Annotated in this window: 18 protein-coding genes; 12 read left to right on the top strand and 6 right to left on the bottom strand. The window is 76.4% G+C overall.

Annotated features, from left to right (window positions below; all coding sequences use genetic code 11):
- Positions 1-4 precede the first annotated feature (4 nt).
- The 5 genes from HNR61_RS37575 (at position 5) to HNR61_RS37555 (ending at position 6,931) form a co-directional block, all read left to right on the top strand.
- Positions 5-2,362, top strand: coding sequence for a GAP1-N2 domain-containing protein (locus HNR61_RS37575; protein WP_182847887.1), 2,358 nt, complete (start codon positions 5-7; stop codon positions 2,360-2,362).
- Positions 2,363-2,366: 4 nt separating this feature from the next.
- Positions 2,367-4,097 (top strand): TRAFAC clade GTPase domain-containing protein, encoded by a 1,731-nt coding sequence (locus tag HNR61_RS37570; RefSeq protein ID WP_182847886.1) that lies wholly within the window; start codon positions 2,367-2,369, stop codon positions 4,095-4,097.
- 114 nt (positions 4,098-4,211) lie between these two features.
- Positions 4,212-4,916 carry a PASTA domain-containing protein gene (locus HNR61_RS37565; protein WP_182847885.1) on the top strand — a complete coding sequence of 235 codons (705 nt, stop codon included), beginning with the start codon at positions 4,212-4,214 and terminating at the stop codon, positions 4,914-4,916.
- Between the two features lie 90 nt (positions 4,917-5,006).
- Positions 5,007-5,624 carry a malonic semialdehyde reductase gene (locus tag HNR61_RS37560; RefSeq protein WP_182847884.1) on the top strand — a complete coding sequence of 206 codons (618 nt, stop codon included), beginning with the start codon at positions 5,007-5,009 and terminating at the stop codon, positions 5,622-5,624.
- Between the two features lie 44 nt (positions 5,625-5,668).
- Positions 5,669-6,931, top strand: coding sequence for a multidrug effflux MFS transporter (locus tag HNR61_RS37555; RefSeq protein ID WP_182847883.1), 1,263 nt, complete (start codon positions 5,669-5,671; stop codon positions 6,929-6,931).
- A gap of 110 nt (positions 6,932-7,041) precedes the next feature.
- Here HNR61_RS37555 and HNR61_RS37550 read toward each other — a convergent pair whose 3' ends face one another.
- Positions 7,042-7,632 (bottom strand): TetR/AcrR family transcriptional regulator, encoded by a 591-nt coding sequence (locus tag HNR61_RS37550; RefSeq protein WP_182847882.1) that lies wholly within the window; start codon positions 7,630-7,632, stop codon positions 7,042-7,044.
- 113 nt (positions 7,633-7,745) lie between these two features.
- Between HNR61_RS37550 and HNR61_RS37545 the strand changes: the two genes are divergently transcribed.
- Both HNR61_RS37545 and HNR61_RS37540 read left to right on the top strand, forming a co-directional pair.
- Positions 7,746-8,729: a phosphotriesterase family protein gene (locus tag HNR61_RS37545; RefSeq protein WP_182847881.1), complete on the top strand. Its 984-nt coding sequence runs from the start codon at positions 7,746-7,748 to the stop codon at positions 8,727-8,729.
- 7 nt (positions 8,730-8,736) lie between these two features.
- Positions 8,737-9,840, top strand: coding sequence for a S1C family serine protease (locus tag HNR61_RS37540; protein WP_182847880.1), 1,104 nt, complete (start codon positions 8,737-8,739; stop codon positions 9,838-9,840).
- Positions 9,841-9,843: 3 nt separating this feature from the next.
- On the opposite strand, the gene HNR61_RS37535 is transcribed toward HNR61_RS37540, so the two are convergent.
- Together HNR61_RS37535 and HNR61_RS37530 are read right to left on the bottom strand one after the other, a co-directional pair.
- Positions 9,844-10,182 (bottom strand): SDR family oxidoreductase, encoded by a 339-nt coding sequence (locus HNR61_RS37535; RefSeq protein ID WP_182847879.1) that lies wholly within the window; start codon positions 10,180-10,182, stop codon positions 9,844-9,846.
- Positions 10,179-10,979 carry a phytanoyl-CoA dioxygenase family protein gene (locus HNR61_RS37530; protein ID WP_182847878.1) on the bottom strand — a complete coding sequence of 267 codons (801 nt, stop codon included), beginning with the start codon at positions 10,977-10,979 and terminating at the stop codon, positions 10,179-10,181. Before HNR61_RS37530 ends, HNR61_RS37535 begins: the two co-directional genes overlap by 4 nt.
- Before the next feature lie 59 nt (positions 10,980-11,038).
- Here HNR61_RS37530 and HNR61_RS37525 point away from each other — a divergent pair, with 59 nt between their 5' ends.
- The 5 genes from HNR61_RS37525 (at position 11,039) to HNR61_RS37505 (ending at position 21,152) form a co-directional block, all read left to right on the top strand.
- Positions 11,039-11,893: an LLM class flavin-dependent oxidoreductase gene (locus HNR61_RS37525; RefSeq protein ID WP_182847877.1), complete on the top strand. Its 855-nt coding sequence runs from the start codon at positions 11,039-11,041 to the stop codon at positions 11,891-11,893.
- 126 nt (positions 11,894-12,019) lie between these two features.
- A complete protein-coding gene (locus HNR61_RS50230) occupies positions 12,020-14,092 on the top strand; it encodes an ATP-binding protein (protein ID WP_182847876.1) in 2,073 nt (690 codons plus the stop codon).
- A gap of 136 nt (positions 14,093-14,228) precedes the next feature.
- On the top strand, positions 14,229-16,316 hold the full coding sequence (locus tag HNR61_RS37515) for an ATP-binding protein (RefSeq protein WP_182847875.1): 2,088 nt from the start codon (positions 14,229-14,231) through the stop codon (positions 16,314-16,316).
- Between the two features lie 97 nt (positions 16,317-16,413).
- On the top strand, positions 16,414-18,693 hold the full coding sequence (locus HNR61_RS37510; RefSeq protein WP_182847874.1) for an FdhF/YdeP family oxidoreductase: 2,280 nt from the start codon (positions 16,414-16,416) through the stop codon (positions 18,691-18,693).
- A 95-nt stretch (positions 18,694-18,788) separates the two neighbouring features.
- Complete coding sequence (locus tag HNR61_RS37505; RefSeq protein WP_182847873.1) at positions 18,789-21,152, top strand: ATP-binding protein; 2,364 nt, start codon at positions 18,789-18,791, stop codon at positions 21,150-21,152.
- Positions 21,153-21,226: 74 nt separating this feature from the next.
- Here HNR61_RS37505 and HNR61_RS37500 read toward each other — a convergent pair whose 3' ends face one another.
- The 3 genes from HNR61_RS37500 to HNR61_RS37490 form a co-directional block, all read right to left on the bottom strand.
- Positions 21,227-21,991, bottom strand: a complete 765-nt coding sequence (locus HNR61_RS37500) for a hypothetical protein (protein ID WP_182847872.1) — start codon at positions 21,989-21,991, stop codon at positions 21,227-21,229.
- Between the two features lie 39 nt (positions 21,992-22,030).
- Positions 22,031-22,741: a TetR/AcrR family transcriptional regulator gene (locus HNR61_RS37495; RefSeq protein ID WP_182847871.1), complete on the bottom strand. Its 711-nt coding sequence runs from the start codon at positions 22,739-22,741 to the stop codon at positions 22,031-22,033.
- A 98-nt stretch (positions 22,742-22,839) separates the two neighbouring features.
- Positions 22,840-23,733 carry an expansin EXLX1 family cellulose-binding protein gene (locus HNR61_RS37490; RefSeq protein WP_182847870.1) on the bottom strand — a complete coding sequence of 298 codons (894 nt, stop codon included), beginning with the start codon at positions 23,731-23,733 and terminating at the stop codon, positions 22,840-22,842.
- Between the last annotated feature and the right edge of the window lie 86 nt (positions 23,734-23,819).

Here is a 23,819-nt window from a genome sequence, read left to right as displayed (position 1 = left end):
CCGCGTGGCCTGGCAGCTCCACTACACCTCCGCGCGGCGCGGCCCGACCGGGCGGGCGGGCTTCCAGTTCGTGGCCGAGACGCCGGGCCTGCCCGACGGGGTGCGGGCGAGGGTGACGCCGTACCTGTCGTACCGGCCGCCGCCGGACGCGCCGCTGTCGCCGGACGCGGCGGAGCTGGAACGGTTCCCGGTGGCGCTGCTGTACGACGTGGTGGAGGGGCGCCCGCTGCTGCTGCGGTGCCGCTACCTGGGGCGCGACTACTCGGGTCGGTACGGGAACTTCTTCGCCCACGCGGTGGTGGCCGACCCGGACGAGCTGGAGGGCCTGCGGCCCGCCGAGCTGTGGGAGGCGCCGCTGTGGGCCGAGGAGCCCTCCGGGGATCCCGACCTCCCGGCGCTGGAGGACCTGGTCCCGGACGCCGGGGTCGCGCCCGACGCGCTCGCCGGGTGGCTGGCGGGCGTCCCCCACGCCCACGCCCTGCTGGCCCGCCTGGTGGACGCGGTCACCGACGTGCTGGACCGCGGCCACGGCCGGGTCGTGCTGGTGGCTCGCGACGTGGCGGACGTCGCCCGGTGGATCGCGGTGCTGTCGTACTCGCTGCCGGTCGCGGCGACGGCGCGGATGTCGTTCGTGACCTACAGCGCCGACCCGGAGGGCGCCGGGCAGCGCCTGGTGGGCACCACGCCGGACGTGTGGGCGGCGGCCCGCCGCCCCGCCGGGCACGCCTTCGTCCTGGACGGGCCCGTCCCCGGCGGCGAGCCGAGCCGCTTCGCGCGCATGGTCGCCGCGTTCTGGCGGGAGGCGGACCTGCCCGGCCTGGACGCCCTGGCGGAGCTGGCGACGCTGGAGCCGGCGGCCCTGGACCGGGCCGCCGCCCTGCTGGCCCTGTGCCGGGGCGAGACCGGAATCCCCCCGGACGAGGAGGCGGCCGCGGCCGCGCTGCTGGCCCGCCACGGCACCGCGATCCCCGACTGGGTGTGGCGGGACCTGGTCCCCGGCGTGCCGTCGATGGGCTTCGACCTGGCGGTGGCGGTCCACGACCGGGCCCGCGCCGCGGACGCGGCGGACGTGGCCGCCCAGTGCGCCGCCCGCGCGACCGCCCTGGCCCTGACCACCCGATCCCCCTCAGCGCGGGCATCCGCCCCCCGGACGCCCGGCGGCGCGCAGGGAGCGGCGCGGCCCGCCGACGCGTGCGCGGGATCATCAGCCGGGCTCCCGGCGCCTGGAGACGTCTTGGCGCGGTTGCCTCGGTGTGCTCTGCCCGCCGGGGTGGGGGTGGAGGTCGCGGCGGTGGTGGGGGCGGCGCTCGGGGCCGCTTCCGGGGTGGCCGAGGTCGCCTGGATCGTCGCGGTGGCGGATCGGGTCGGGGTGCCCGTCGATCCGGCGGAGGTGACGGCCGCTGTGGCGGCGCGGGTGCGCGGCGCCGACGTCGTGGCGGCGTTGGAGGTGTGCCCGGACGCGATGCGCGGGGCCGTCGTGGACGGGGTGCTGCGGGGGCTCGGGGAGGCCGGTGAGGAAACGCGCCGGGGGGTGCTCACCGATGACGTTTGTGATGTGTTGTACGGCGATCCCGAACCGCTGTGCGCCGTCCCCCTGGTGGCGTTGGCGGTGCTGGGGTCGGTGGGGCGGCGGTACCGGGAGCGGCGGGTCGCGGTGACCGGGCGGATGCTCGGGCTGCGGGTGTTCCCCTCCGACCTCGACCCGGTGCTCCGGGAGGTCTGGGCGGTGCCGCCGTCGCCCGGCGAGTGCCTGGAGCTGATGGAGGATCATGTCGATCGGTTCCGGGGGCATCCCGCGCTGGCGGTGCTGCCGTCGCGGGCGTTCACCCGGCTCGCGGTGCCCGAGGGGGAGCGCCTGACCGGGGCCGACGCGCTGCGGCTGGCCGAACGCGTCCGGGCGCTGCTGCCCGACGGGACCGCCGCGCGGGACGCCGACGTCGTCCGGGCCTGCGCGGCTCTGGCGCGGGCCGAAGCGCCCGAGGACGCGGCGCGGGCGCTGGGCGCGATCGCCTTCACGGCGGGCGCCTCGCGGCGGTTGCGGGACGAGGCGTTCGCCGGGGCGGCGCGGCGGCTCGCGCGCCGGGACCCGGGGTTCCGGGCGGAGGTGCTGGCCGCCGCGTCCGAGCGGGTGCGGACCCGGCTCGCCGAACGCTGGGCCGCCGGGCCGCCGGACCGGGCGGGCCGCGTCGAGCTCCTGGAGGTCGTGCTGCGGCTGCGCGGCCATGGCGTCGCCGACGCGGCCCTGGACGCGTGGGCGCGGGCGGCGGTGGGGCGGCGGTTCGGCGGGCGGCGGCTGGAGCACCGCTTCTCCGGCGACCCCGGGCTGCGGGCCGCGCTGCGCGATCTGATGGACGGGAGGTGAGCCCGTGCATCCCCTCGTCGCCCTGATCGTCGGCCTGCTGTGGGTCGGCGTGATGTGGGTGGGGTTCTGGCTGGTGTTCCCGGTGCTGTTCCCCGTCACGCTGGCCGCCGCCGGGCTCGGCGCGGTCGGCGTGTACCTGCTGCACGCCGCCCGGACGCTCGCCCCCGCCACGCTGCACGGCCCCTCGCCGGTCGCCGAGCCGGAGGTGTCCTACCGGCACTACCTGCTGGGGCAGGTCTGGCGGGACTGGTGGGCGATCACCGCGACGGTCGTGCCGAGGGTGGCGCGGACCGGCCGCGCCCTCCTGCTGAGGATCACCGTGGTGCTGCTGGGCGGGCCGTGGGGGTTCTTCACGTTCCCGGTCTGGGCCGCGCTGTGCGCGGGGATCCTGGCGGCGGCCGTGCCCGCCGCCGCGCTCGGCGCGGCGCTGACCGTGCTGTACGGCGCCGTCGCGGCGGTCGGGCTGGCGGGCTGGCTGGTGTGCGTGCTGGCGCTCGCCGCCGTGGAGCGCGTCTTCATGGCCACCGGCCGGATCCTCCAGACGTGCCCCCACCCGTTCTGTTACGAGCGGATCGGGCTGCCGGTGTACGAGTGCCCCGGCTGCGGCGCGCGGCACCCCCGGCTGGCGCCCGGCCCGGCGGGGGCGTTCCGGCACGTGTGCCGGTGCGGGACGCGGCTGCCGACGACGGTGCCGCTCGGCCGGTTCCGGCTGGCGGCGTACTGCCCGCACTGCGAGGGGCGGCTGCCGGACCGCATCGGGCGGGTGCGGGTGGAGCCGCTGCCCTTCGTGGGCGGCCCGGCGGCCGGGAAGACCACGTTCATGATGCTGGGCATCCGGGCGCTGCACGCGCGGGCGCGGGCGGTCCACGGGCGGCTGGCGTTCGTGGAGGAGCGGCACGCCCACGCCTACGCGCAGGAGATCCGCGAGTTCGCCGAGGGCGGGCGCGCGGCCAAGACCGGGCCCGGCCTGCCGCTGGCGACGATGCTGGACGTGGAGCTGCCCGAGCCCGCGAACGCCCGGAAGGTCTCGCACCGCATCCTGTACCTGTTCGACCCGGCGGGCGAGCACTACACGGGGGCGACCGAGGTGGAGTCGCTGCGCTACCTCGACCACGGCGAGGCGCTGCTGTTCGTGGTGGACCCGTTCGCGCTGCCCCGCGTCCGGCACGCGCTCACCGCGGCCGAACGCGCCCTCGCCGAGGCGGCGGGCTCCTCGGAGGAGGACCCCGCCGACACCCTGCAGCGCGTGCTGAACGAGCTGCGCACCCGCCCCGACCAGGGCCGCCAGCAACGCGTCGCCGTCGTCGTGACCAAGCTCGACCTGCTGGTCCGCACCGGGATCGGCGGGGGCCTGGCCGGCGACGGCGACCTGCGCGGCTGGCTGGAGCGGGTCGGGCTCGGCAACATGGTCCGCGTGCTGGACCAGGTCGCCGGGCGGGTCCGCTACCTCGGCTCGGGCCTGGACACCGACCCCGACGAGATCGCCGACCTGCTGTGCTGGGTGGGCGGGCTGTCCGGCGAGCGCGGCCTGGCCGGGCGGTCGCCCGACCCCGGCGCGGAGGTGCCGGGCACCGCGCCGCTGCGCGCGCCCTGGCCGGTGCGGGGCCGGGGCGACGGCCGCGTTCCCGTGGGCTACCAGGTGGGCCGGTGGACGGTGCTGGCGGGGGTGGCGGCGGTGACGGCGGCCGCGATGACCGCCGCGTCGATCGCCGCCGCCGAACGGCTCCCCTTCTGAATCCGGGCACGCGGAAAACGATGCCCGGACCGTCCACGTGCGAACTCCGTGCCGGTGGCGGGCGTCCAACGCCACACGAGGGGGTACGACCCCGCCTGGAGATGGGGGCGGCACATGCCCGAGAACGACCCGAACCGGCACCCCGGACCACCCGCCGGGGAGGGCGGGGCCGCGCGGCCCGCCGACGAGCGGGCGGCCGACGAGCGGGCGGAGCCGGGGCCCGAGGCCCCCGGGGAGGGGGCCGAGCGGGCGCCCCAGGGGCCTGAGCTGTCCCGCAAGGCGATGCTGCTGCTGGGCGGCGGGGCCAGCGTGGGCGCGGCCCTGGTGCTCGGGGCGAGCCTGCTGGTCGGCGGGCCCGGCGGGGCCGGGCACGGCGGCGCGGAGCCGTCCGAGCGGATCCGGCCGGTGGGCGACGGGCCGGTCTCCCCCGGCGCGCCGACGGCCGTCCCGCAGCTGGCCGGGACGGGGTCGATGGCGGCCGTGGGGCTGCTGGCGGCGCGCCGCTTCCCGCTCGGCGGGATCATCCAGGTGCCGTCGTCGCAGCGTCCGGGCCTGGTGCTGCGCAGCCATCCCCCGGCCGGGGCGTCGGTCTCCGGCGGCACGCCCGTCACGCTGTACGTGTCGGCGGGCCGCGTCGGCGGCGACCGGGTCACCGTGCCGTACCTGGTCGGGCTGGGCGAGGCGCAGGCCCGCGCCAGCGCCGCCGCGCTCGGCCTGACCGTGCGGACCTCCGGCGCCGGGGCCACGGTGCGCGCCCAGCAGCCCGCGCCCGGCTCCAGCGGCCCGAACGGCGCGACCGTCGCCCTCACCCTCGGGTGACTGTGACACATCACACTGTCTGACACGGCAGATAACGGTCCGTCATCGCGTTACCTTCACCAACGCACCCTCCGTCGGAAAGGTGACGAGATGACCGCGACCGCGCCCGAGACGACCCGCGCCCTGGACCTGGACCCGGACGCCCAGGACCTGCTGTTCCGCGAGGCCCGGACCGCTAACGCCTTCACCGGCGAGCCGGTCGGCGACGAGCGGGTCCGCGCGATCTACGAGCTGGTCAGGTGGGGCCCGACCGCGATGAACGGCCAGCCGATGCGGCTGGTGGCCGTCCGCTCCCCCGAGGCCCGCGCGCGCCTGCTCCCGCACCTGGCCGAGGGCAACCGGGCCAAGACCGCGAGCGCGCCGCTGACGTTCGTCGTGGCCGCCGACACCGACTTCCACGAGCACCTGCCGGCCGTCTTCCCGCACGCCGCCGGGGCCCGCGACGCGATGGCCGCCAACCCCGGCCGCGAGGCCATGGCCCGCTTCAACGCCGCCATCCAGCTCGGCTACCTCATCGTCGGGATCCGCGCCGCCGGGCTGGCCGCCGGACCGATGGCCGGGTTCGACGCCGAGGGGATCCGGCGGGAGTTCCTGGACGGCACCCCGCTCGTCCCGATCGCCGTGGTCAACGTCGGCCACCCCGGCCCCGACGCCTGGTTCCCCCGCAACCCCCGGCTGGCGTTCGAGCAGGCCGTCGCCATCGTCTGAGCCGTCCCCCGCACCGCGCGCCCGTCCCGTTCAGGAGTTCCCCCATGGCCGAGGCCCCCTCCCCCACCGCCGCCCCGCCCGGCGCCTCCCCCGTCCCGCCGCCCGCCTCCCGCGGGCGGCGGATCCGGCTGGTGATGCTGCTCGGCGCGCTCAGCGCGATGGCGCCGCTGTCGACCGACATGTACCTGCCCGCGTTGCCGCAGGTCAGCCAGGACTTCCACACCGGCGCGGCGCAGGCGCAGCTCACCTTGACCTTCAGCGTGGTGGGCCTGGCCCTCGGCCAGGTCGTGGCCGGGCCGCTCAGCGACCGGCTGGGCCGCCGCCGCCCGCTGCTGGTCGGGATGGCCCTCTACACGGTGGCGTCGCTGCTGTGCGCGCTGGCCCCGTCGATCGGGACGTTCGCCGCGCTGCGGCTGGTGCAGGGCGCGGCGGGCGCGGCCGGGATCGTCATCGCCCGGGCGGTCGTCCGCGACCTGTACGACGGGACCGCCGCCGCGAAGTTCTTCTCGACGCTGATGCTGGTCAACGGCCTGGCCCCGATCCTCGCGCCCGTGCTGGGCGGCCAGCTGCTGCGGCTGACCCCCTGGACGGGCGTGTTCGCGGTGCTCGCCGGGATCGGGGTGCTGCTGTTCCTGGGGTCGCTGCTGTGGCTGGGCGAGACGCTGCCGGCCGGGCAGCGGCAGACCGGCGGGCTCACCGCGACGCTGGGAACGTTCCGGGAGCTGCTGGCCGACCGGGCGTTCGTGGGCTACGCGCTGGCGCAGGCGCTGGCGTTCGCGGCGCTGTTCACCTACATCTCCGGCAGCCCGTTCGTGCTCCAGGACCTGTACCACCTGTCGCCGCAGGCGTTCAGCGTCGTGTTCGCCGTCAACTCCCTCGGCATCATCGCCGCCGGGCAGATCAGCGGGCGGCTGGTGGGCCGGGTGCGGCTGCGGCGGCTGCTCGGCGCCGGGCTGGCGACCGTCACGGCCGGCGGGATCGCCCTGCTGGCGGCGGTGTCGGCCGGCCTCGGCCTGGTGGCCGTGCTGCCCGCGCTGTTCCTGGTCGTGGCGGGCCAGGGCCTGGTGCTGCCCAACGCCACGACGCTGGCGCTGTCGGGCCGCCCGCCCCGGGTCGCCGGGAGCGCCTCGGCGCTGGTGGGGCTGGCCCAGTTCGCGCTGGGCGGGGCCGCCGCGCCGCTGGCCGGGATCGGCGGGAACGGCACGGCGCTGCCGATGGCGATCACCATCGCCGCGACGGCCCTGGCGGCCGCGGCGGTCCTCATCCTCGTCCCGCCCCGCCACTCCGCCGACACGCCGTCGAACTGACCCCGCGGAAGGTCGCGAAGCCACCGGGCCGAGGGGCCGTGGACACGGCGGCGGTCGAGGCGGGCCGGCCCGGCGTCCGGCGACGTGGTGCCGCGCCGCCAGAGCCGCCGCTAGCGCGGGGCCAGGGCCGCCAGGACGAAGGCCGAGACCTCCGTGGCGATCTCCTCGGCGGTCCTCGGGCCGTCGGGGCGGTACCACTGCGGTAGCTGGTTGACCATGCCCAGCGCGATCTGCGTGACCGTCTCGGCCGAGGCGACCGCCGCGAACACGCCGTCCTTCTGGGCGTTCTCCACCAGGTCGCGGAACGCCACGTGGTAGCGGCGGCGGTCGGCGCGGACCGCGCGGCGGCGCTCGTCGTCCAGGTTGTGCATCTCCTGGCCGAACACCTTGGCCTCGTCGACGTGCGCGGCGGTGCTGCGGATCAGCTCGGTGAGGATCGCGCGCACCGTCTCGGCGGGCGGCAGCCCGGCGGCCAGGACCCGGTCCAGGTCGGCGAGCTGCCGGGTGATCAGCGAGTGGTAGATCTCGTAGAGCAGGTCGGTCTTGGAGTCGAAGTAGTGGTAGAGCGCGCCCTTGGTGACCTCGGCCGCCGCCACGACCTCCTGCACCGACGTGCCGTCGAAGCCGCGCTCGGCGAACAGCCGCACCGCCGCGTCCAGGATCCGCCGCCGGACCGGCACCGCCTGCTCACCGACCGACATCTTCGCTTCCTCCCCCATTGACGGGTGTGTGTCACCGCACTTAGCTTGCCAGAGACCGACCGGTCGGTATGCACGGGACCGGCAGCAGGAACCGGCAGCACGGAGGAGCCCCGATGCCCGTAGTCGAGACCGTCCGCGGCCCCGTCGACGTCGCCGCGCTCGGCCGCACGTTCATGCACGAGCACGTGTTCGTCCTGGACACCGAGCACATCCAGAACCACGGCGCGGGCGCGTGGTGGGACGAGGAGGAGCGGGTCGCCGACGCGGTCGCCAAGCTGCGCCAGCTCGTCGACCGCGGCATCACCACGATCGCCGACCCGACCGTGTGGGGCCTCGGCCGGTACATCCCGCGCGTCCGGCGGATCGCCGAGCAGGTCCCCGAGCTCAACATCATCCCCGCGACCGGGCTCTACACCTACAACGACGTGCCGTTCCAGCTGATCTACCGGGGGCCGGGCACGCTGCTGGGCGGGCCGGACCCGCTGGTGGAGAACTTCGTGCGCGACCTGACCGAGGGCATCGCCGACACGGGCGTGAAGGCGGCGTTCCTCAAGTGCGCGATGGACGCGCCCGGCCTCACCCCCGGCGTCGAGCGCGTCATGCGCGCGGTCGCCGCCGCGCACCGCGAGACCGGCGCGCCCGTCACCGTGCACACCCACAGCGACAGTCACGCGGGCCGCGTCGTGGTGGAGCTGCTCGGCAAGGAGGGCGTGGACCTGTCGAAGGTCGTGATCGGGCACGCGGGCGACAGCAACGACCTGGACTACCTGATGGAGCTCGCCGACACCGGCGCGATCCTCGGGATGGACCGGTTCGGGCTGGACCTGCTGAACCCGACCCCCGACCGGGTCGCCACGATCGCGGCGCTGTGCGAGCGCGGCTACACCGACCGGATGGTGCTGTCGCACGACGCGGCCTGCTACATGGACTGGTTCGGCCCCGACCCCGAACTGCTGCGCGACCTGGCCCCCAACTGGAACTACCGGCACATCACCGACGACGTCCTCCCGGCGCTGAGGGAGCGGGGCGTGACCGACGCGCAGATCGACCAGATGCTGGTCGGCAACCCGCGGCGCTACTTCACCCGCGATTCCTGACGGCACGATGCACGCGGAGCCCACCGAGCGGAACGGCGCGGGCTCACCGGGATGCCTGGTGGTGCCGGCGGCGCTGCTGGTCCTGCTCGCCGTCGTCCTGCTCCGGCCGCTGCTGGGCGACGACCGGGGCGCCGCGCCCCCGGCGACGACGGCGACGGCGCCGCCGGCCGGCACCGCGAAGCCGAGCGGGCGGCGGCCCGGCGTGGTCAACATCGAGAGCGAGCAGGCGCTGCGCGGCACCCGCAGCGCCGGGACCGGCATCGTCGTCACCCCCTCCGGCCTGGTGCTGACCAACAACCACGTCATCCAGGGCGCCACGTCCCTCACCGGCACCGACACCGACGACCGCCGCACCTACCGGGCCCGCGTGCTCGGCTACGACAAGAACGGCGACCTGGCCGTCCTCCAGCTGGAGGGCGCGTCGCGGCTGAAGCCCGCCGTGTTCGGGGACGCCGCCCGGGTGCGGATCGGCGACCCGGTCACCGCCGTGGGCAACGCGGGCGGCCGGGGCGGCGCCCCGTCGGTGGTGACCGGCAGGGTCACGGCGCTGGAGCAGGTGGTGACGGCCCGCGACGCCAACGACGGCAGCGTGGAGCGCCTCACCGGCCTCATCGAGACCGACGCCCCGCTGCGGCCCGGCAACTCCGGCGGCCCGCTGCTCAACTCCGCGGGCGAGGTCATCGGCGTCAACACGGCGGCGTCGGCCGACTACCGGATGGACTCCGGCGACGCCCGGCAGGGCGCCGCGCGCGGCTACGCCATCCCCTCCGGCCACGCGCTGGCCGTCGCCCGCCAGATCGAGCGCGGCGAGGCGTCGGCGACGGTGCACATCGGGCCCACGCCGCTGCTGGGCGTCCGGGTCCGGGCCGGGGGCGGCTCCGGCGCGCTGGTGGAGGAGGTGGTCCCCGGCGCGCCCGCCGAGGCCGCCGGGGTCCCGGAGGGCGCGGTGATCGTCGCGTTGGGCGGCCGTCCGGTCGACTCCCCCGACGAGCTGACCGAGCTGCTCCTGGCCCACCGTCCGGGCGACACGGTCCGCCTGGAGTGGACGGGGCCGGGCGACGGGACGCGCCGCGCCGCCGACGTCCGGCTCGCCGAGGGCCCGCCCCAGTAGCCGTCAGTCCCGCGCCATCCGGCGCAGGGCGTGCTCGGGCCGGTGGGCGGTGACACCGGAGTCGATGACGACGGTCTGGCCGGTGACGCACCGCGCCTCCGCCGAGGCCAGGAACGCGACCAGCGCGGCGACGTCCTCGGGCTCGCAGGCGTCGGGCAGCACGCGTTCGGCGGCCTTCAGCGCGTCCAGCCTGCCCGCCGCCTCCCAGGCGCGCTCCTCCGGGTCCCAGCCCTCGGGGATGTCGGGCCAGTTCCACAGGATCTCCGGGCTGAGGCCGAAGACGTGCTCGTGCATCAACGTGGCGCCCGCGTCGGCGACCGGGCCCCGCACCGTCTCGATCATGAGGTGGGCACCACCGGGAACCTCGGGTGGTCGAACGGCTCGTTCACCGTCAGCCCCAGGCCGTCGGTCTGGCCGTAGGGCGCGCCGGTGTAGAGCGTCGCCGCGTCGAAGTAGGTCGCGGTGAACGACAGCCGCGGCCGGTCGCGCCGGTTCGCCGGGGCGCCGTGGACCACCAGGCCGTGATGGACGGTCGCGTCGCCCGCCGCCAGGTCGAACGGCTCCGACAGCTCCAGGGTCTCCAGCCACGGATGACGGCTGAGCGCGTCGTCGTCCTCGCGTACGAAGCTGCGGCCCAGCGGCCCGTACCGGTGCGAGCCCTCGTAGAAGCGCAGCGCGCCCATGTCGGCGGGGACGTCGTCCAGCGCCAGCCACACCGTCAGCATCGACGCCCGGTCCATCGGCATCCAGGGGAAGTCCTGGTGGAAGGCGGTCGCGCCGTGCCCGCCCCCGTCGGCGGCGGGCTCCTTGACCAGCAGGTTGGTGACCTGGAGGCGGACGGCGTCCACCCCGGTCAGCAGCCGGGTCGCGGCGCGGGCCAGCACCGGCGACAGCGCCAGCGCCGCGAACGCCGGGTCGTGCCGCGCGATGTCGCGGTCCTGCCCGAACGCCCGGTCCACGAGGGCGTTGCGGAACCCGCCGGGCCGCTCGTCGAGCCGTTCCAGGGCCCGTTCCCGCAGGTCGGTGACGAACTCCGCGCCGACCAGGCCGGACAGCCGCACCCAGCCGGCGGCGCGGAAGCGCGCGGTCTCCCGCTCGGTCACCTCGCGGACGGGGGCCTGTGTCACCGGAACGCCCATGGGCGTGACGGTAACGCCGGACCCGGGGCCGTAGCAAGCGCTTGGTATGTCGTGCGGGGATGCGACCGTTCCGTTTCGCGGCGGTGCTGCGGTCGGCGGGGTCCGGGCGCGCGTGGGCCGACGGGGCACGCCGCCTGGAGGACGCCGGGTTCGACGCGCTGCTGGTCCCCGACCATCTGGGCGGCCCCCGGCTCGCCCCGGTCGCCGCGCTGACGGCGGCGGCCTGCGCCACGACCCGGCTGCGGGTCGGCACGCTGGACCTGCTGTCGGACGGGCGGCTGGAGTTCGGCGTCGGCACCGGCTGGATGGCGCACGACTACCACCGCGCGGGCCTGCCCCTGGACCCGCCCGGAACGCGCGTGGACCGCCTCGCCGAGGCGATCGACGTGCTGAAGGGGCTGTGGCGCGGCGGGCCGTTCGGCTACCGGGGCGCGCACTACCGCCTCGACGGGCTCCAGCAGGAGCCCACGCCCGTCCAGCGCCCCGGGCCGCGCCTGCTGCTGGGCGGCGGCGGTCCCCGGATGCTGCGCCTGGCCGCCCGCGAGGCCGACGTCGTCAACCTCACCACGCGCACGCTCCCCGACGGCTCCGGCCCCGACCCGGCCGACGGCGGCCCGGACGCGTTCCGCCGCAAGGTCGAGGTCCTGCGGGAGGCGGCCGGCGACCGCTTCGGCGACCTGGAGCTCGGCACCTCGGTCCTGGCGGTCGGCGCGGACCGCGCCCCCGCGGCCTGGAGCGCCGCCGACCCGGCCGCCCAGCACGACACCCCGCAGGTGCTCCCCGGCGACCCCGCCGCGATCACCGAACACCTGCTCCGCTGGCGCGCCGACCTCGGCCTGTCCTACTTCGTACTACACCACGAGACCGACCTGCCCGCGTTCACCCCCGCCGTCACCACCCTGGCCGGCCGCTGAACGCTCCGGGGACACCGGACGTTCATCGAAGGGTTCGCCACTTTTCGCGGCCGGGCGATCGCCGTGCGTGGGCGCGGCGTACCATGTGGGCGTCCCCCCGACCCCTACGCGACCCGCGAGGCAGCGGTGGCGAGTCCGCAAGCATGGCCGGGCAACCTGCCCGCCGAGACGAGCAGCTTCATCGGCCGCCGGGACGAACTGGCCGAGGTGCGTCGCACGCTGGACCGCGCGCGGCTGGTCACCCTGCTGGGGCCGGGCGGGGTGGGCAAGACCCGGCTGGCGCTGCGGGCGGCGTCCGGGGTGCGCCAGGCGTTCCCCGGCGGCGTGTGGCTGGTGGAGCTGTCGGCGCTGCGCGCCCCCGAGCTGATCGCCCACACCGTCGCCCAGACGCTGCGGCTGCCCGGCCCGGCCGCCGGGGACCCGGTCGACCTGCTGGCCGACCACCTCGCCGACGCCGCCCCGACGCTGCTGATCCTGGACACCTGCGAGCACCTGGTGCACGCCTGCGCGATGCTCGCCGAGACGCTGCTGACCGTCGCCCCCGCGCTGCGGATCCTGGCCACCAGCCGGGAGTCGCTGAACACCGTCGGCGAGTACACCGTCCTGGTCGCCCCGCTGGAGGTGCCCCGCACCGGCGACCCCGAGCCCGACGGCTGCGACTCGGTGGAGCTGTTCGCCGAGCGCGCCGCCGCCTGCCGTCCCGGCTTCGCCCTGGCCTGGCACAACCGCGCCGCCGTCGCCCAGCTGTGCCGCCGCCTGGAGGGCATCCCGCTCGCCCTGGAGCTGGCGGCCGTCGGGCTGCGCGCGATGCCGGTCGAGCAGATGGTCGAACGACTGGACGACCGGTTCCGGCTGCTGGGCCCCGCCCGCACCGGCGAGCACCGCCACCGCACCCTGCGCACCGCGATCACCTGGAGCCACGACCTGTGCGTCCCGCCCGAGCGGATGCTGTGGGCGCGGCTGTCGGTGTTCCCCGGCGGGTTCGACCTGGAGGCCGTCGAGCGCGTCTGCACCGACGAGCACCTGCCGGTCGGCGAGCTGCTCGACGTGCTGACCATGCTGGTGGACAAGTCCATCGTGCGGTTCGACCCGTCCGGCCCGCGGTACCGGATGCTCGACACCCTGCGCGAGTTCGGCACCGAGCTGCTGGAGCGCAGCGGCGAGGCGCCCGTCCTGCACGAGCGGCACCGCGACCACTACGCCGCCCTCGCCGAGCGCGCCGTCGCCGGGCGGCGCGGCGACCGGCAGCTCGCCTGGGTCGACCGGCTCCAGGAGGAGGACGACAACCTGCGCGCCGCGCTGGAGTGGTCGCTGGCCACCCCCGGCCAGGAGCGGGCGGGCCTGCGGCTGGCGGTGCTGCTGTGCGACCACTGGTTCCTCACCGGCCGCCTCGGCGAGGGCCTGGACTGGTACCGGCGGGCGCTGGCGGCCGTTCCCGGCCGGACCTTCGAGCACGGCCGGGCGCTGTACGGGGCCGGGCTGTACGCGATCCTGCGGGCCGACCCCGCGGAGGCCGGGGCGCTGCTGGCCGAGGCGCTGGCCGTCGCCGACGCCGCCGGCGACCCGGACCTGCGCGCCCACGCCCTGCACGAGCTGGGCCGCTGCCGCTTCCACGTCGGCGACCTCGACGGGGCGCTGGACCTGTACCGGCGGGCCCGGCGGGGCTACCGGGAGGCCGGGGCGCGCAGCACGATGTCCGCGATGATCCACGCCGACCTGGCCTCGGTGCACGCCGTGCGCGGCGACCACGGGCGGGCGCACGACCTGTGCGAGGAGGGCATCGCGGCCTGCGCCGCGGCCGGTGAGCGGTGGGGCCGCGCCGTCACCGTCCTGACGCGCGCCGCCACGCACTGGCTCGGCGGCGCGTGCGACCGGGCGGTCTCCGACGTCCGCGACTGCCTGCCGGTGCTGGCGGCGTTCGACAACCTGCGGGCCATCGCGCGGAGCCTGGACCTGCTGATGGTGTGCGCCGCCACCACCGGCGACCACGAGCGCGCCGCCGTGCTCGCCGGGGCCGCCGAGTCCCTGTGGGAACGCCAGTGCGCCCCCGACCGGCGCGGCGTCCACTACGTCGCGCTGCGGGCCGCCGGAGTCGACGCCGCCCGCCGCGGCCTGGGCGGGGAACGCTTCGGCGCCCTGCTCGCCCGGGGCCGCGCCATGCCGACCGAGCAGGCGGTCGCGTTCGCCCTGGACGGCTGACGCCGCGGCGGGCCGGGCGGCGCGGACCGCCGCGGGGCGGAACATCACAAGACGGCAAGAAGAACCGTCACCCTCGGTGATCACGCCTGCCGGAGACGTAGCATCGTTGGCCGTCCCCCAGCGATCCGAGGCGACCATGACGAACTCCGACGGGCTGCCGGCCGAGCCGGCCCCCTTCATCGGGCGGCGGCGCGAGCTGGCGGCGGTCCGCCGTGCGATGGACCGGTCCAGGCTGGTCACGCTGTGCGGTCCGGGCGGGGTCGGCAAGACGCGGCTGGCGCTGCGCACGGCGGCGACGGCCGGTGACGGGTTCCCCGACGGGACCCTGTTCGTGGAGCTCTCGGCACTGCGCGAGCCGGACCTGCTGACCCGTACCGTGGCGACGGCGCTGCGGTTGCCCGACACCGCCACCGGCGACCCGCTGGAGCGGCTGGCGGCGCATCTGGCCGACAAGCGGATGCTGCTGGTGCTGGACGCCTGCGAGCACCTCATCGACGCCTGCGCGCGGCTGGCCGAGACGCTGGTGCGGGCCGCGCCGGGGGTGCGGATCCTGGCGACCAGCCGGGAGCTGCTGGACGTGGTCGGCGAGCACCACATCACGGTCGAGCCGATGCCGGTCCCGGCGCCGGGCGACCCGCTGACGGGCGAGGAGTACGACGCGGTGGCGCTGTTCGCCGAGCGGGCCGCCGCGTCCGCGCCGGGCTTCGTCCTCACCCCCGGCAACCGGGCCGCGGTGACGCGGCTGTGCCACCGCACCGAGGGCCTGCCGCTGGCGATCGAGCTGGCGGCGGTGCGGCTGGCGACGACGCCGGTGGAGCGGCTGGCCGACCGCCTCGACGCGTCGCTGCGGCTGCGCGGCCGCCACCAGAGGGCGGCGGTGGAGTGGAGCCGCGACCTGTGCGACGAGCGGGAGCGGCTGCTGTGGGCGCGGCTGTCGGTGTTCCCCGGCGACTTCGGCCTCGACGACGCCACCGCCGTGTGCTCCGACGGGGACGCCGGGCCGCTGCCCGCCGCCGACCTGCCCGAGGTGCTGGCGCGGCTGGTGGGGCGGTCGCTGGTGCGGCGCGACGGCGGCCGCCACCGGATGCTGGACACGCTGCGCGAGTACGGCGCGGAGCTGCTCGCCGAGCACGGCGAGCTCGACCTGCTGCGCGACCGCCATCTGGAGCGCTTCACCGCGCTGGCGCGGCGGGCCGTGGACGCGGCGATGTCGCCCGCCCAGCTGGACTGGCACCGGCGGCTGCGCGCGGTGGACGCCGACCTGCGGGTGGCGCTGGAGCGGGCGCTGGCCGCCCCCGGCCGGGAGCGGGCGGGACGGCGGCTGGCGGTGCTGCTGCGCGGCCACTGGTACGCGACCGGCCGCTACGGCGAGGGCCGCGACTGGCACCGGCGGGCGCTGGCGGCCGTTCCCGAGGACAACGGCCCCGAAGAGCGCGCCGAACGCGGCTGGACGCTGTACGGGGCGGGCATGTTCGCGGTGTTGCAGGGCGACATGGACGCCGGGGACCCGTGGCTGGCCGAGGCGCTGGAGATCGCCGGGTCGCTCGGCGACGCGCGGCTGCGCGCGCACGTGCTGCACGAGCAGGGCCGGTCCCTGTTCCACCGGGGCCGCGTGGCGGAGGCCGAGGCGCTGTTCGGCGAGGCCGACGCGCTGTACGCGCGCGACGGCCACCCGTCCCCGGACGCGTTGACGATCTTCGTGGACCTGGCGGCGGCCCGGGCGCTGAGCGGCGACCCGGCGGGCGCCGTGCGCCGCTGCGAGCGGGCCCTGACCGTGTGCGACGCGACCGGGGAGCGGTGGGCGCGGTCGTTCGCGCTGTGGATGCGCGGCGCGGCGCGCTGGCTGGGCGGCGACCCGGACGGGGCCGAGGCCGACGTGCGCGGGTGCCTGCCGGAGAAGGTGGAGTTCGACGACCTGGTGGGCGTCGCCATGGCCCTGGACGTGTTGATGGTGTGCGCGGCGACGCGCGGGGCGCCCGAGCGCGCCGCCGTGCTGGCCGGGGTCACCGACGGGCTGTGGGAGGCGCTGCGCACGCCGGTGCCGCGCGGCCCGCACTACGCGGACCTGCGCGCCGGGAGCGTCCTCTCGGCCGTCGGGGCGCTGGACGGGGAGGCCGCGCGGGAGGCGCTGGCGCGGGGCCGGGCGATGCCGCTGGCCGACGCCGTCGCGTTCGGCCTGTCGGACCGGGGGCGCCCGGCCCCGGAGGACTCCGCGCGGGGCTGACCACGCCGTTCCCGCCGGATGGTGCGACAGTAGGAGGAGCAGGCACGAGCAGCGGGCACGACGGGCGGGAACGTCGTGATCAGGGGTGGAGGCGACGATGGGCCGGAAGGCGCCGCGCGAGGACTTCGACGACTCCGGGCTGGAGGTCACCAAGCCGAAGGAGTGGGCGGCCGGGGTGCCCGGCGTCGCGGTCGCGCTCCGGGACTCCTACGCGCAGATGGGCGTGCGCCGCACCGCGCTGACGCTGCTGCGCGTCAACCAGAAGGACGGGTTCGACTGCCCCGGCTGCGCCTGGCCCGAGCCCGACCACCGGCACGCGGCCGAGTTCTGCGAGAACGGCGCCAAGGCCGTGGCGGAGGAGGCCACCACCCGGCGGATCACGCGGGAGTTCTTCGCCCGGCACACCGTCGCCGAGCTGGCCGAACGCACCGACCACTGGCTGGGGCAGCAGGGCCGGCTGACCGAGCCGATGGTGCGGCGGCCCGGCTCGGAGCACTACGAGCCGATCTCCTGGGACGAGGCGTTCGGGCTGCTGGGGACCGAGCTGAGCGCCCTGGCCTCCCCCGACGAGGCGGTGTTCTACACCTCGGGCCGCACCAGCAACGAGGCGGCGTTCGCCTACCAGCTGTTCGTGCGCGCGTTCGGCACCAACAACCTGCCGGACTGCTCGAACATGTGCCACGAGTCCTCGGGGTCGGCGCTGACCGAGACGATCGGGATCGGCAAGGGCTCGGTGCTGCTGGAGGACCTGTACCGGGCCGACCTGATCTTCGTGGTGGGGCAGAACCCCGGCACCAACCACCCCCGGATGCTGTCGGCGCTGGAGAGGGCCAAGAAGGCGGGCGCGCGGGTGGTGGCGGTCAACCCGCTGCCGGAGGCGGGCCTGCTGCGGTTCAGGAACCCGCAGGTGCCCTCCGGGGTGGTCGGGCGCGGCACCCAGCTCGCCGACCGGTTCCTCCAGATCCGGGTGAACGGCGACCTCGCGCTGTTCCAGGCCCTGAACCGGATGCTGCTGGAGTCCGACGACCCGAACGCGATCGACCGGGCGTTCCTCGCCGAGCACACCCACGGGTTCGAGGAGTTCGCCGCGCACGCGCGGGCGGTGGACTGGGACCTGGTGCTGGAGGCGACCGGCCTGACCCGGGGCGAGATCGCCGCGACGCTCGGCGACGTGCTGGCGGCGAAGCGGATCGTGGTGTGCTGGGCGATGGGCCTGACCCAGCACCGCAACGCCGTCCCCACCATCCGCGAGATCGTCAACTTCCTGCTGCTGCGCGGCAACATCGGCCGTCCCGGCGCGGGCGTGTGCCCGGTGCGCGGCCACTCCAACGTGCAGGGCGACCGCACCATGGGGATCTTCGAGCGGCCGAGCGCGGCGTTCCTGGACGCGCTGGCCGGGGAGTTCGGGTTCGAGCCGCCGCGCGAGCACGGCCTGGACACCGTGGACGCGATCCGCGCGATGCGCGACGGGCGGGCGCGGGTGTTCCTGGGGATGGGCGGCAACTTCGTGCGCGCCACCCCCGACTCGGCGGTCACCGAGGCCGCGATGCGCCGCTGCCGCCTCACCGCCCACGTGTCGACCAAGCTGAACCGCTCGCACGCGGTCACCGGCGAGATCGGGCTGATCCTGCCGACGCTGGGCCGCACCGAACGCGACGTCCAGGCGTCCGGCGAGCAGTTCGTGTCGGTGGAGGACTCGATGGGCATGGTCCACGCCTCGCGGGGCCGCCTGGAACCGGCCTCGCCGCACCTGCGGTCGGAGGTCGCGATCGTGTGCGGGCTGGCGCGGGCGACGCTCAAGGACTCGCCGGTGGACTGGGACGCGTTCGAACGCGACTACGACGTGATCCGCGACCACGTGTCCCGCGTCGTCCCCGGCTTCGCGGACTACAACGCCCGCGTCCGCCGCCCCGAGGGGTTCGTCCTGCCGCACGCGCCCCGCGACGAGCGCCGTTTCCCCACCGCCACCGGCCGGGCGAACCTGACGGTCAACGGGCTGGAGGTGCTGCGCGTCCCCGAGGGCCGCCTGATCCTGCAGACGGTCCGCAGCCACGACCAGTACAACACCACCGTCTACGGCATGGACGACCGGTACCGGGGCGTGAAGGCGGGCCGCCGGGTGGTGTTCGTCCACCCCGACGACCTGGCGGCGCTCGGCCTGGCCGACGGCGGCACGGTGGACCTGGTGTCGGAGTGGTCGGACGGCGTGGAGCGCCGCGCCCCCGGCTTCCGGATCATCTCTTATCCCACCGCGCGGGGCTGCGCGGCGGCCTACTTCCCCGAGACCAACGTGCTGGTCCCCCTGGACAGCACCGCCGAGATCTCCAACACGCCCACCTCCAAGTCGATTGTGGTCAGGCTGGAACCCACCCGGTGACGGTGCCGTCCCCGCGACTCACCCCACCGGGGTATGACCCGCGTCATACGATGGGAGCCGAGAGGGAGGTACCCCCGTACCGAGCGAGGTGACCCGTGACGGCGCTGGCCGAGCGCACGCGCGGCGGGAATCTGCCCGCCGAGGTGACCCGGTTCGTCGGCCGTCGCGCGGAGCTCGCCGAGGCGCGGCGCGTGCTGGCCCGGTCGCGGCTGCTGACGCTGACCGGGGTCGGCGGGGTCGGCAAGACGCGGCTGGCGGTGCGGCTCGCCGCCGACCTGCACCGGTCGTTCGCCGACGGGGCGTGGCTGGTGGAGCTGTCGGCGCTGCGCGAGCCCCAGCTGCTGCCGCGCACCGTCGCCGACGCGCTGCACCTGCCCGGCCAGTCCGCCGGTTCGCAGGTGGAACGGCTCGCCGACCACCTGTCGGACAAGGAGCTGCTGCTCGTCCTCGACACCTGCGAGCACCTGATCGAGGACTGCGCCCGCCTCGCCGAGGTGCTGCTGCGCACCGCGCCCCGGCTGCGGATCCTGGCCACCAGCCGCGAGCCGCTGGACGTGATGGGCGAGCACAACCTCGTCATCCCGCCGCTGCCGGTGCCCTGCCCGGACGCCGGGCCCGCGCCGGACGGCGACGCCGACGAGGGCGACGCGGTCACGCTGTTCGCCGACCGCGCCGAGGCGATGGCGGGCTTCGTCCTCACCCCCGAGAACCGCCCGGCCGTGACGCGGCTGTGCCACCGCCTGGACGGCATCCCGCTGGCGATCGAGCTGGCGGCGGTGCGGCTGCGCAGCATGTCGGTGGAGCGGCTGCTGGCCCGCGTGGACGACCGGTTCCGGCTGCTCGGCACCGCCCGCGCCGCGCAGGACCGGCACCGCACGCTGCGCGCGGCGATCGAGTGGAGCCACGAGCTGTGCACGCCCGAGGAGCGGTTGCTGTGGGCGCGGCTGTCGGTGTTCCCCGGCGACTTCGACCTGGCGGCCGCCGAGGCCGTGTGCGCCGGGCCGGGACTGGACGCCATGGAGCTGATGGACGTCCTGGGCCGCCTGGTGGAGAAGTCGATCGTCCTGTGCGAGCGCGGCGCCGCCGGCGACGGGGGGTCCGCCGACGACCGCTACCGGATGCTCGACACCATCCGCGAGTACGGCGCCGAACGCCTGGCGGAGCTGCCCGACGCCGCCGGCCTGCGCCGCCGCCACCGCGACCACTACCTGGACCTCGCCGAGCAGTCCCGCGCCGCCGCCCTGTACGGCGACCAGGTGGGCTGGCTGACCCGGCTGCGCGCCGAGAACGCCAACCTGCGGGTCGCGCTGGAGTACTCGCTGTCGGAGCCCGGCGAGCAGGCCGCCGGGCTGCACCTGACGATGACGCTCCAGCACTACTGGATGTGCCTGGGCCTGTTCGGGGAGGCCCGCCGCTGGCACGAGCGGGCCCGCGAGGCCGCCGCCGTCGCCGAGGGCGGGCCCGGCGCCGGACCGGAGGCGGCGTGGCCCGAGGCGGCCCGGCTGGACTGCTTCGCCGCGATGATCGCCGTGCAGCAGGGCGAGGCGGAGCAGGCCCGGACGCTGGTCGCCGCCGCGCTGGACGCCGCCGACCCGGACCTGCGGGCGCACGCCGTCCACGTGCTGGGCCTGATCGCGCTGTTCGAGGGCGACCTGCCGGGCGCGCAGAGGCGGCTGGAGGAGGCGCGGGCGGCGTTCGACGCGCACGGCTACCGCGACCCTCTCGCGCTGCTGACCGGCCCGCACCTGTCCACGGTCCTGCTCCTGCAGAGCAAGGACGACGAGGCCCTCGCCCTCGCCGAGGAGACGGTGCGGCGCGGCCAGGCGACCGGCGAGCAGTGGAACCACTCGTTCGCCCTGTACGCGCGCGGCGCGGCGCTGTGGTGGCTGAACCGCCACCGGGAGGCGGTCGCCGACCTGCGCGCCTGCCTGAAGATCAAGGAGCGGCTCGGCGACCAGCTCGGCATCACCCTGGCCCTGGACCTGCTGACCCCCGACCCGGTGGTGCGCGGCGACCACGAGCAGGCCGCGATGCTGCTGGGCGCGACCGAGCGCATGTGGCGCGCGCTCGGCGCGTCCCTCCAGTACGGGCCGCACTACATGGAGCGGCGCGCGATGTCGGAGAAGGCGCTGCGCAAGCGCATGCCCGAGGACCGGTTCCTGGCGGCCAAGCGGCGCGGCACCGAGATGTCGATCGCCGAGGCGATCGCGCTGGCGCGCGGCGCGCCGCCCGCCCCGATCCCCCGGCACGCCCGCGAACCGCTCAACCTGCGCGAACGCCAGGTCGCCGCGCTGGCCGGGGAGGGCCTGTCCAACCGCGCCATCGCCGACCGCCTCGGCCTCGGCAAGCGCACCGTGGACGCGCACGTCGCCCACATCCTGACCAAGCTCGGCCTGTCGTCCCGCGCGGAGATCGTCGCCTGGGCGTCGGAGTCGCCGGACGGCTCCGTCCCGCGCTGAGCGGCCCGTGTCGAGCGGCCCGTGTCGAGCGGCCCGTGTCGAGCGGCCCGTGTCGAGCGGCCCGTGTCGAGCGGCTAGCGGGGGGCGAGCTTGCTGCCCGGATAGGGGCTGAGCAGCGTCTCGCGCCAGGAGCCCTCCAGGAACACGCGGGCGCGCTTGCGCCAGGTCAGCAGCCGGTGGTCGGCGGGCACCCCGTCGTCCATGCCGAGGGCGGCGTCGCGGGCGCGCTGCACCCGCAGGTGGGAGTCGATGTCGGTGCCCCAGAGCGTGACGGCCTCGGTGTCGCAGAACTGCACCTCGTAGGCGCCGACGAGACGGTGGCCGTACTCGGCCAGCACCGGAGCGCGCTCCTCCCGCACGGCGGCCAGGTAGTCCAGGGCCGCTCCGGGGCGGACCCGCGCGCTCTCGAACAGGTACAGCGGCGCGGCGTAGCCCTCGGCCACCAGGCCGGCGGGCGGCGGCGCGCCGGGGGCCGAGCCGAGCGGGCGGGAGAACGCGCCGAAGCGCAGGTCGTCGAGGTCGGACAGGAACAGGTTGGCCCGCACGTCCTCGTAGATCTGGAGCATCTGCCGCCAGCCGCCGTCCCAGCCGCCGTGGCAGTCCCACAGCGTGACGACCTTGAACTGCGGGTGCCCGGTGATGCCCACGGCGTAGAACGCGCCCACCAGGTCGATCTCGCGGGAGCGGATCGACAGGCCGGTGGTGAGCTCGGCGTCCCCGGCGGCCCGCGCGTCGTCCTCGCGCTTGTAGGCGGTGAGCCGCCGCAGGTACTCCAGCTGGCGCCGCGAGTTCATCGGATGGAACTCGACCTCTTCGAGCAGGTGGATCCCACGGCGCACGACGCCTCCCGTTAGCCAAGCAGATGCTTGGTCGGGACACTAACGCGTGGCGGCGAGCCTTTCCAGCCACTCCCCCAGCAGCGCGGACTCGGCGCCGGTGAGCACCGGGGAGGGGTCGGCGGCCAGGGCGGCGCGCAGCGCGATCGCGCGGGCGGCCGTCGCCGGGCCGCCGGGCGCCCCGCCGGCGCCGTCGCCCTCGCCGGGGGGCAGCGCGATGGCGGTCAGCACCGCCTCGCGGGTGCGGGCCGAGACCTCCGCGCCCGCCTCCGGGTCCTTGATCAGGTCCAGGGTGACGCCGACGCTCGCCGCCCCCACCATGCGGGCGGCGGTCCCGACCGGCACCCGCAGCCGCCCGGCGCGCGCCACCGCCTCGATCAGGCCGAGCAGCAGGGCGTACGCCTCCCGCGCGGCGGGCGGCGTGTGGCCGCTGCCGTACATCAGCGCGTAGAACTGCGGGTTGGTGCGGCCGAACTCCACGTGCAGGTCCCAGCCGCGCCGCAGGTCCTCCACCGGGTCGCCGGTGGACTCCTGCGCGCGCTTGCCGCTCAGGTAGCGCTCGAACCCGTAGGCCGCGACCGCGTCGAGCAGGCCCCGCTTGTCGCCGAAGTGGTGGTACAGCGTCGGGGCCCCGACCCCGGCGGCCTGGCAGACGGCGCGCGTGGACACCGGCTCTCCCCCGGCGTCCGCGAGCAGGCGGGCGGCGGCCTGGATGATCCGTTCACGGGTGTCGGCGTCCTTGGCGGCGGTCACGACATCGATGCTACAGAGACAGCGAAACGTCCGTTATACAAGGCGACGGCCCCACCCCCAGGAACCGGAAGACGCCGTTGGCGCGGTGTGGGTGGTGTTCAGCGGCAGGGGCTGGTGGGGGGTGTTGTCGGTGTGGTTCGGGCGAGCGGTGGGGGTGTGTGCTCGCGCGGTGTGGGTCTCGGGGGCGGTGTGGGCCTCGCGGGCGTCGCGGGCGGGATCGGGGACGGTGACGGGCGGGCGCGCGGTGGCCGGGGGTGGTCGTACAGGCGGGTCCGGGTGCGCTGGACGGCGCCGGGGCGCAGCCCGACCCCGCGCACCACCGCGCGGCGTCCGTGGCGGTCGGCGACCCGCACGGTGAACGGGCCGCCGCCGACGCCGGTCCCCACCCAGTGGTTGTCCCCGCCGCGCCGCAGCCCCCGCCACCCGCCGGGCGTCCCGACCTCGACGCGGGCCAGGGGGTTGCCGTGCCCGGTGACCAGCAGCCCCAGCCACCGCGCCGACGAGCCGGGCTTGACGCGGAACGCCAGCCGCCCGGCCGGGGCCGGGTCGCGCAGCGGGCGCCAGCGGACGGCGACCACGCCCCTCCCGGCGTCCCCGGCGACCCGGGCGAAGGCGTGTTCGCTGAGGCCGACGCGGCCGGTGCCGCAGCCCCGGCAGCGGTCCACGACCATCGCCCGGACCGCGCCGCGCGGCCCGCGCACCTCCAGGTACGAGCCGCACCACTCCGCCCGGCCGAACGTCGCCGACGCCAGCGAGACGTACGCCCCGTCCTCGGGAAGGGGTCCCAGCGAGCACAGCACCTCCGACCAGTCCCGGTGGTGGACGGCCGTGCCGCTCCCCGCCGGGCCGGGGTCGCGCCCGGCCGGGGGGACCGCCGCGCACGCGTCCGCCTGGAGCCGGACCGCCCCGAACGCCAGCGCCGCGATCACCGCCAGCGACAGCAGCGCCCAGAGCCGGTGCCGTCCCGATCCGCGTCGTGGCGTCGCGTGCATGGCCCACCCCCGTGCCGGACCGCAACCGGTCCCCACTGGTAATCAGTTCGCCACGGAGAGTGTTACCGCCTGTCGCCGACCCGGCC

This window comes from Actinomadura kijaniata (genome assembly GCF_014138665.1).
GTDB lineage: Bacteria > Actinomycetota > Actinomycetes > Streptosporangiales > Streptosporangiaceae > Spirillospora > Spirillospora kijaniata.
The sequence above is the reverse complement of the archived record's forward strand: the minus strand, read 5'-3'. Positions and strand labels throughout refer to the sequence as shown.

Bases quoted from the DNA above. Each gene is read 5' to 3' on its own strand.
- HNR61_RS37525 (WP_182847877.1), top strand. From the start codon at position 11,039: ATGCGACCGTTCCGTTTCGCGGCGGTGCTGCGGTCGGCGGGGTCCGGG.
- HNR61_RS37530 (WP_182847878.1), bottom strand. From the start codon at position 10,979: ATGGGCGTTCCGGTGACACAGGCCCCCGTCCGCGAGGTGACCGAGCGG.
- HNR61_RS37535 (WP_182847879.1), bottom strand. From the start codon at position 10,182: ATGATCGAGACGGTGCGGGGCCCGGTCGCCGACGCGGGCGCCACGTTG.
- HNR61_RS37565 (WP_182847885.1), top strand. From the start codon at position 4,212: ATGCCCGAGAACGACCCGAACCGGCACCCCGGACCACCCGCCGGGGAG.
- HNR61_RS37510 (WP_182847874.1), top strand. From the start codon at position 16,414: ATGGGCCGGAAGGCGCCGCGCGAGGACTTCGACGACTCCGGGCTGGAG.
- HNR61_RS37490 (WP_182847870.1), bottom strand. From the start codon at position 23,733: ATGCACGCGACGCCACGACGCGGATCGGGACGGCACCGGCTCTGGGCG.
- HNR61_RS37550 (WP_182847882.1), bottom strand. From the start codon at position 7,632: ATGTCGGTCGGTGAGCAGGCGGTGCCGGTCCGGCGGCGGATCCTGGAC.
- HNR61_RS37540 (WP_182847880.1), top strand. From the start codon at position 8,737: ATGCACGCGGAGCCCACCGAGCGGAACGGCGCGGGCTCACCGGGATGC.
- HNR61_RS37555 (WP_182847883.1), top strand. From the start codon at position 5,669: ATGGCCGAGGCCCCCTCCCCCACCGCCGCCCCGCCCGGCGCCTCCCCC.
- HNR61_RS37560 (WP_182847884.1), top strand. From the start codon at position 5,007: ATGACCGCGACCGCGCCCGAGACGACCCGCGCCCTGGACCTGGACCCG.
- HNR61_RS37545 (WP_182847881.1), top strand. From the start codon at position 7,746: ATGCCCGTAGTCGAGACCGTCCGCGGCCCCGTCGACGTCGCCGCGCTC.
- HNR61_RS37515 (WP_182847875.1), top strand. From the start codon at position 14,229: ATGACGAACTCCGACGGGCTGCCGGCCGAGCCGGCCCCCTTCATCGGG.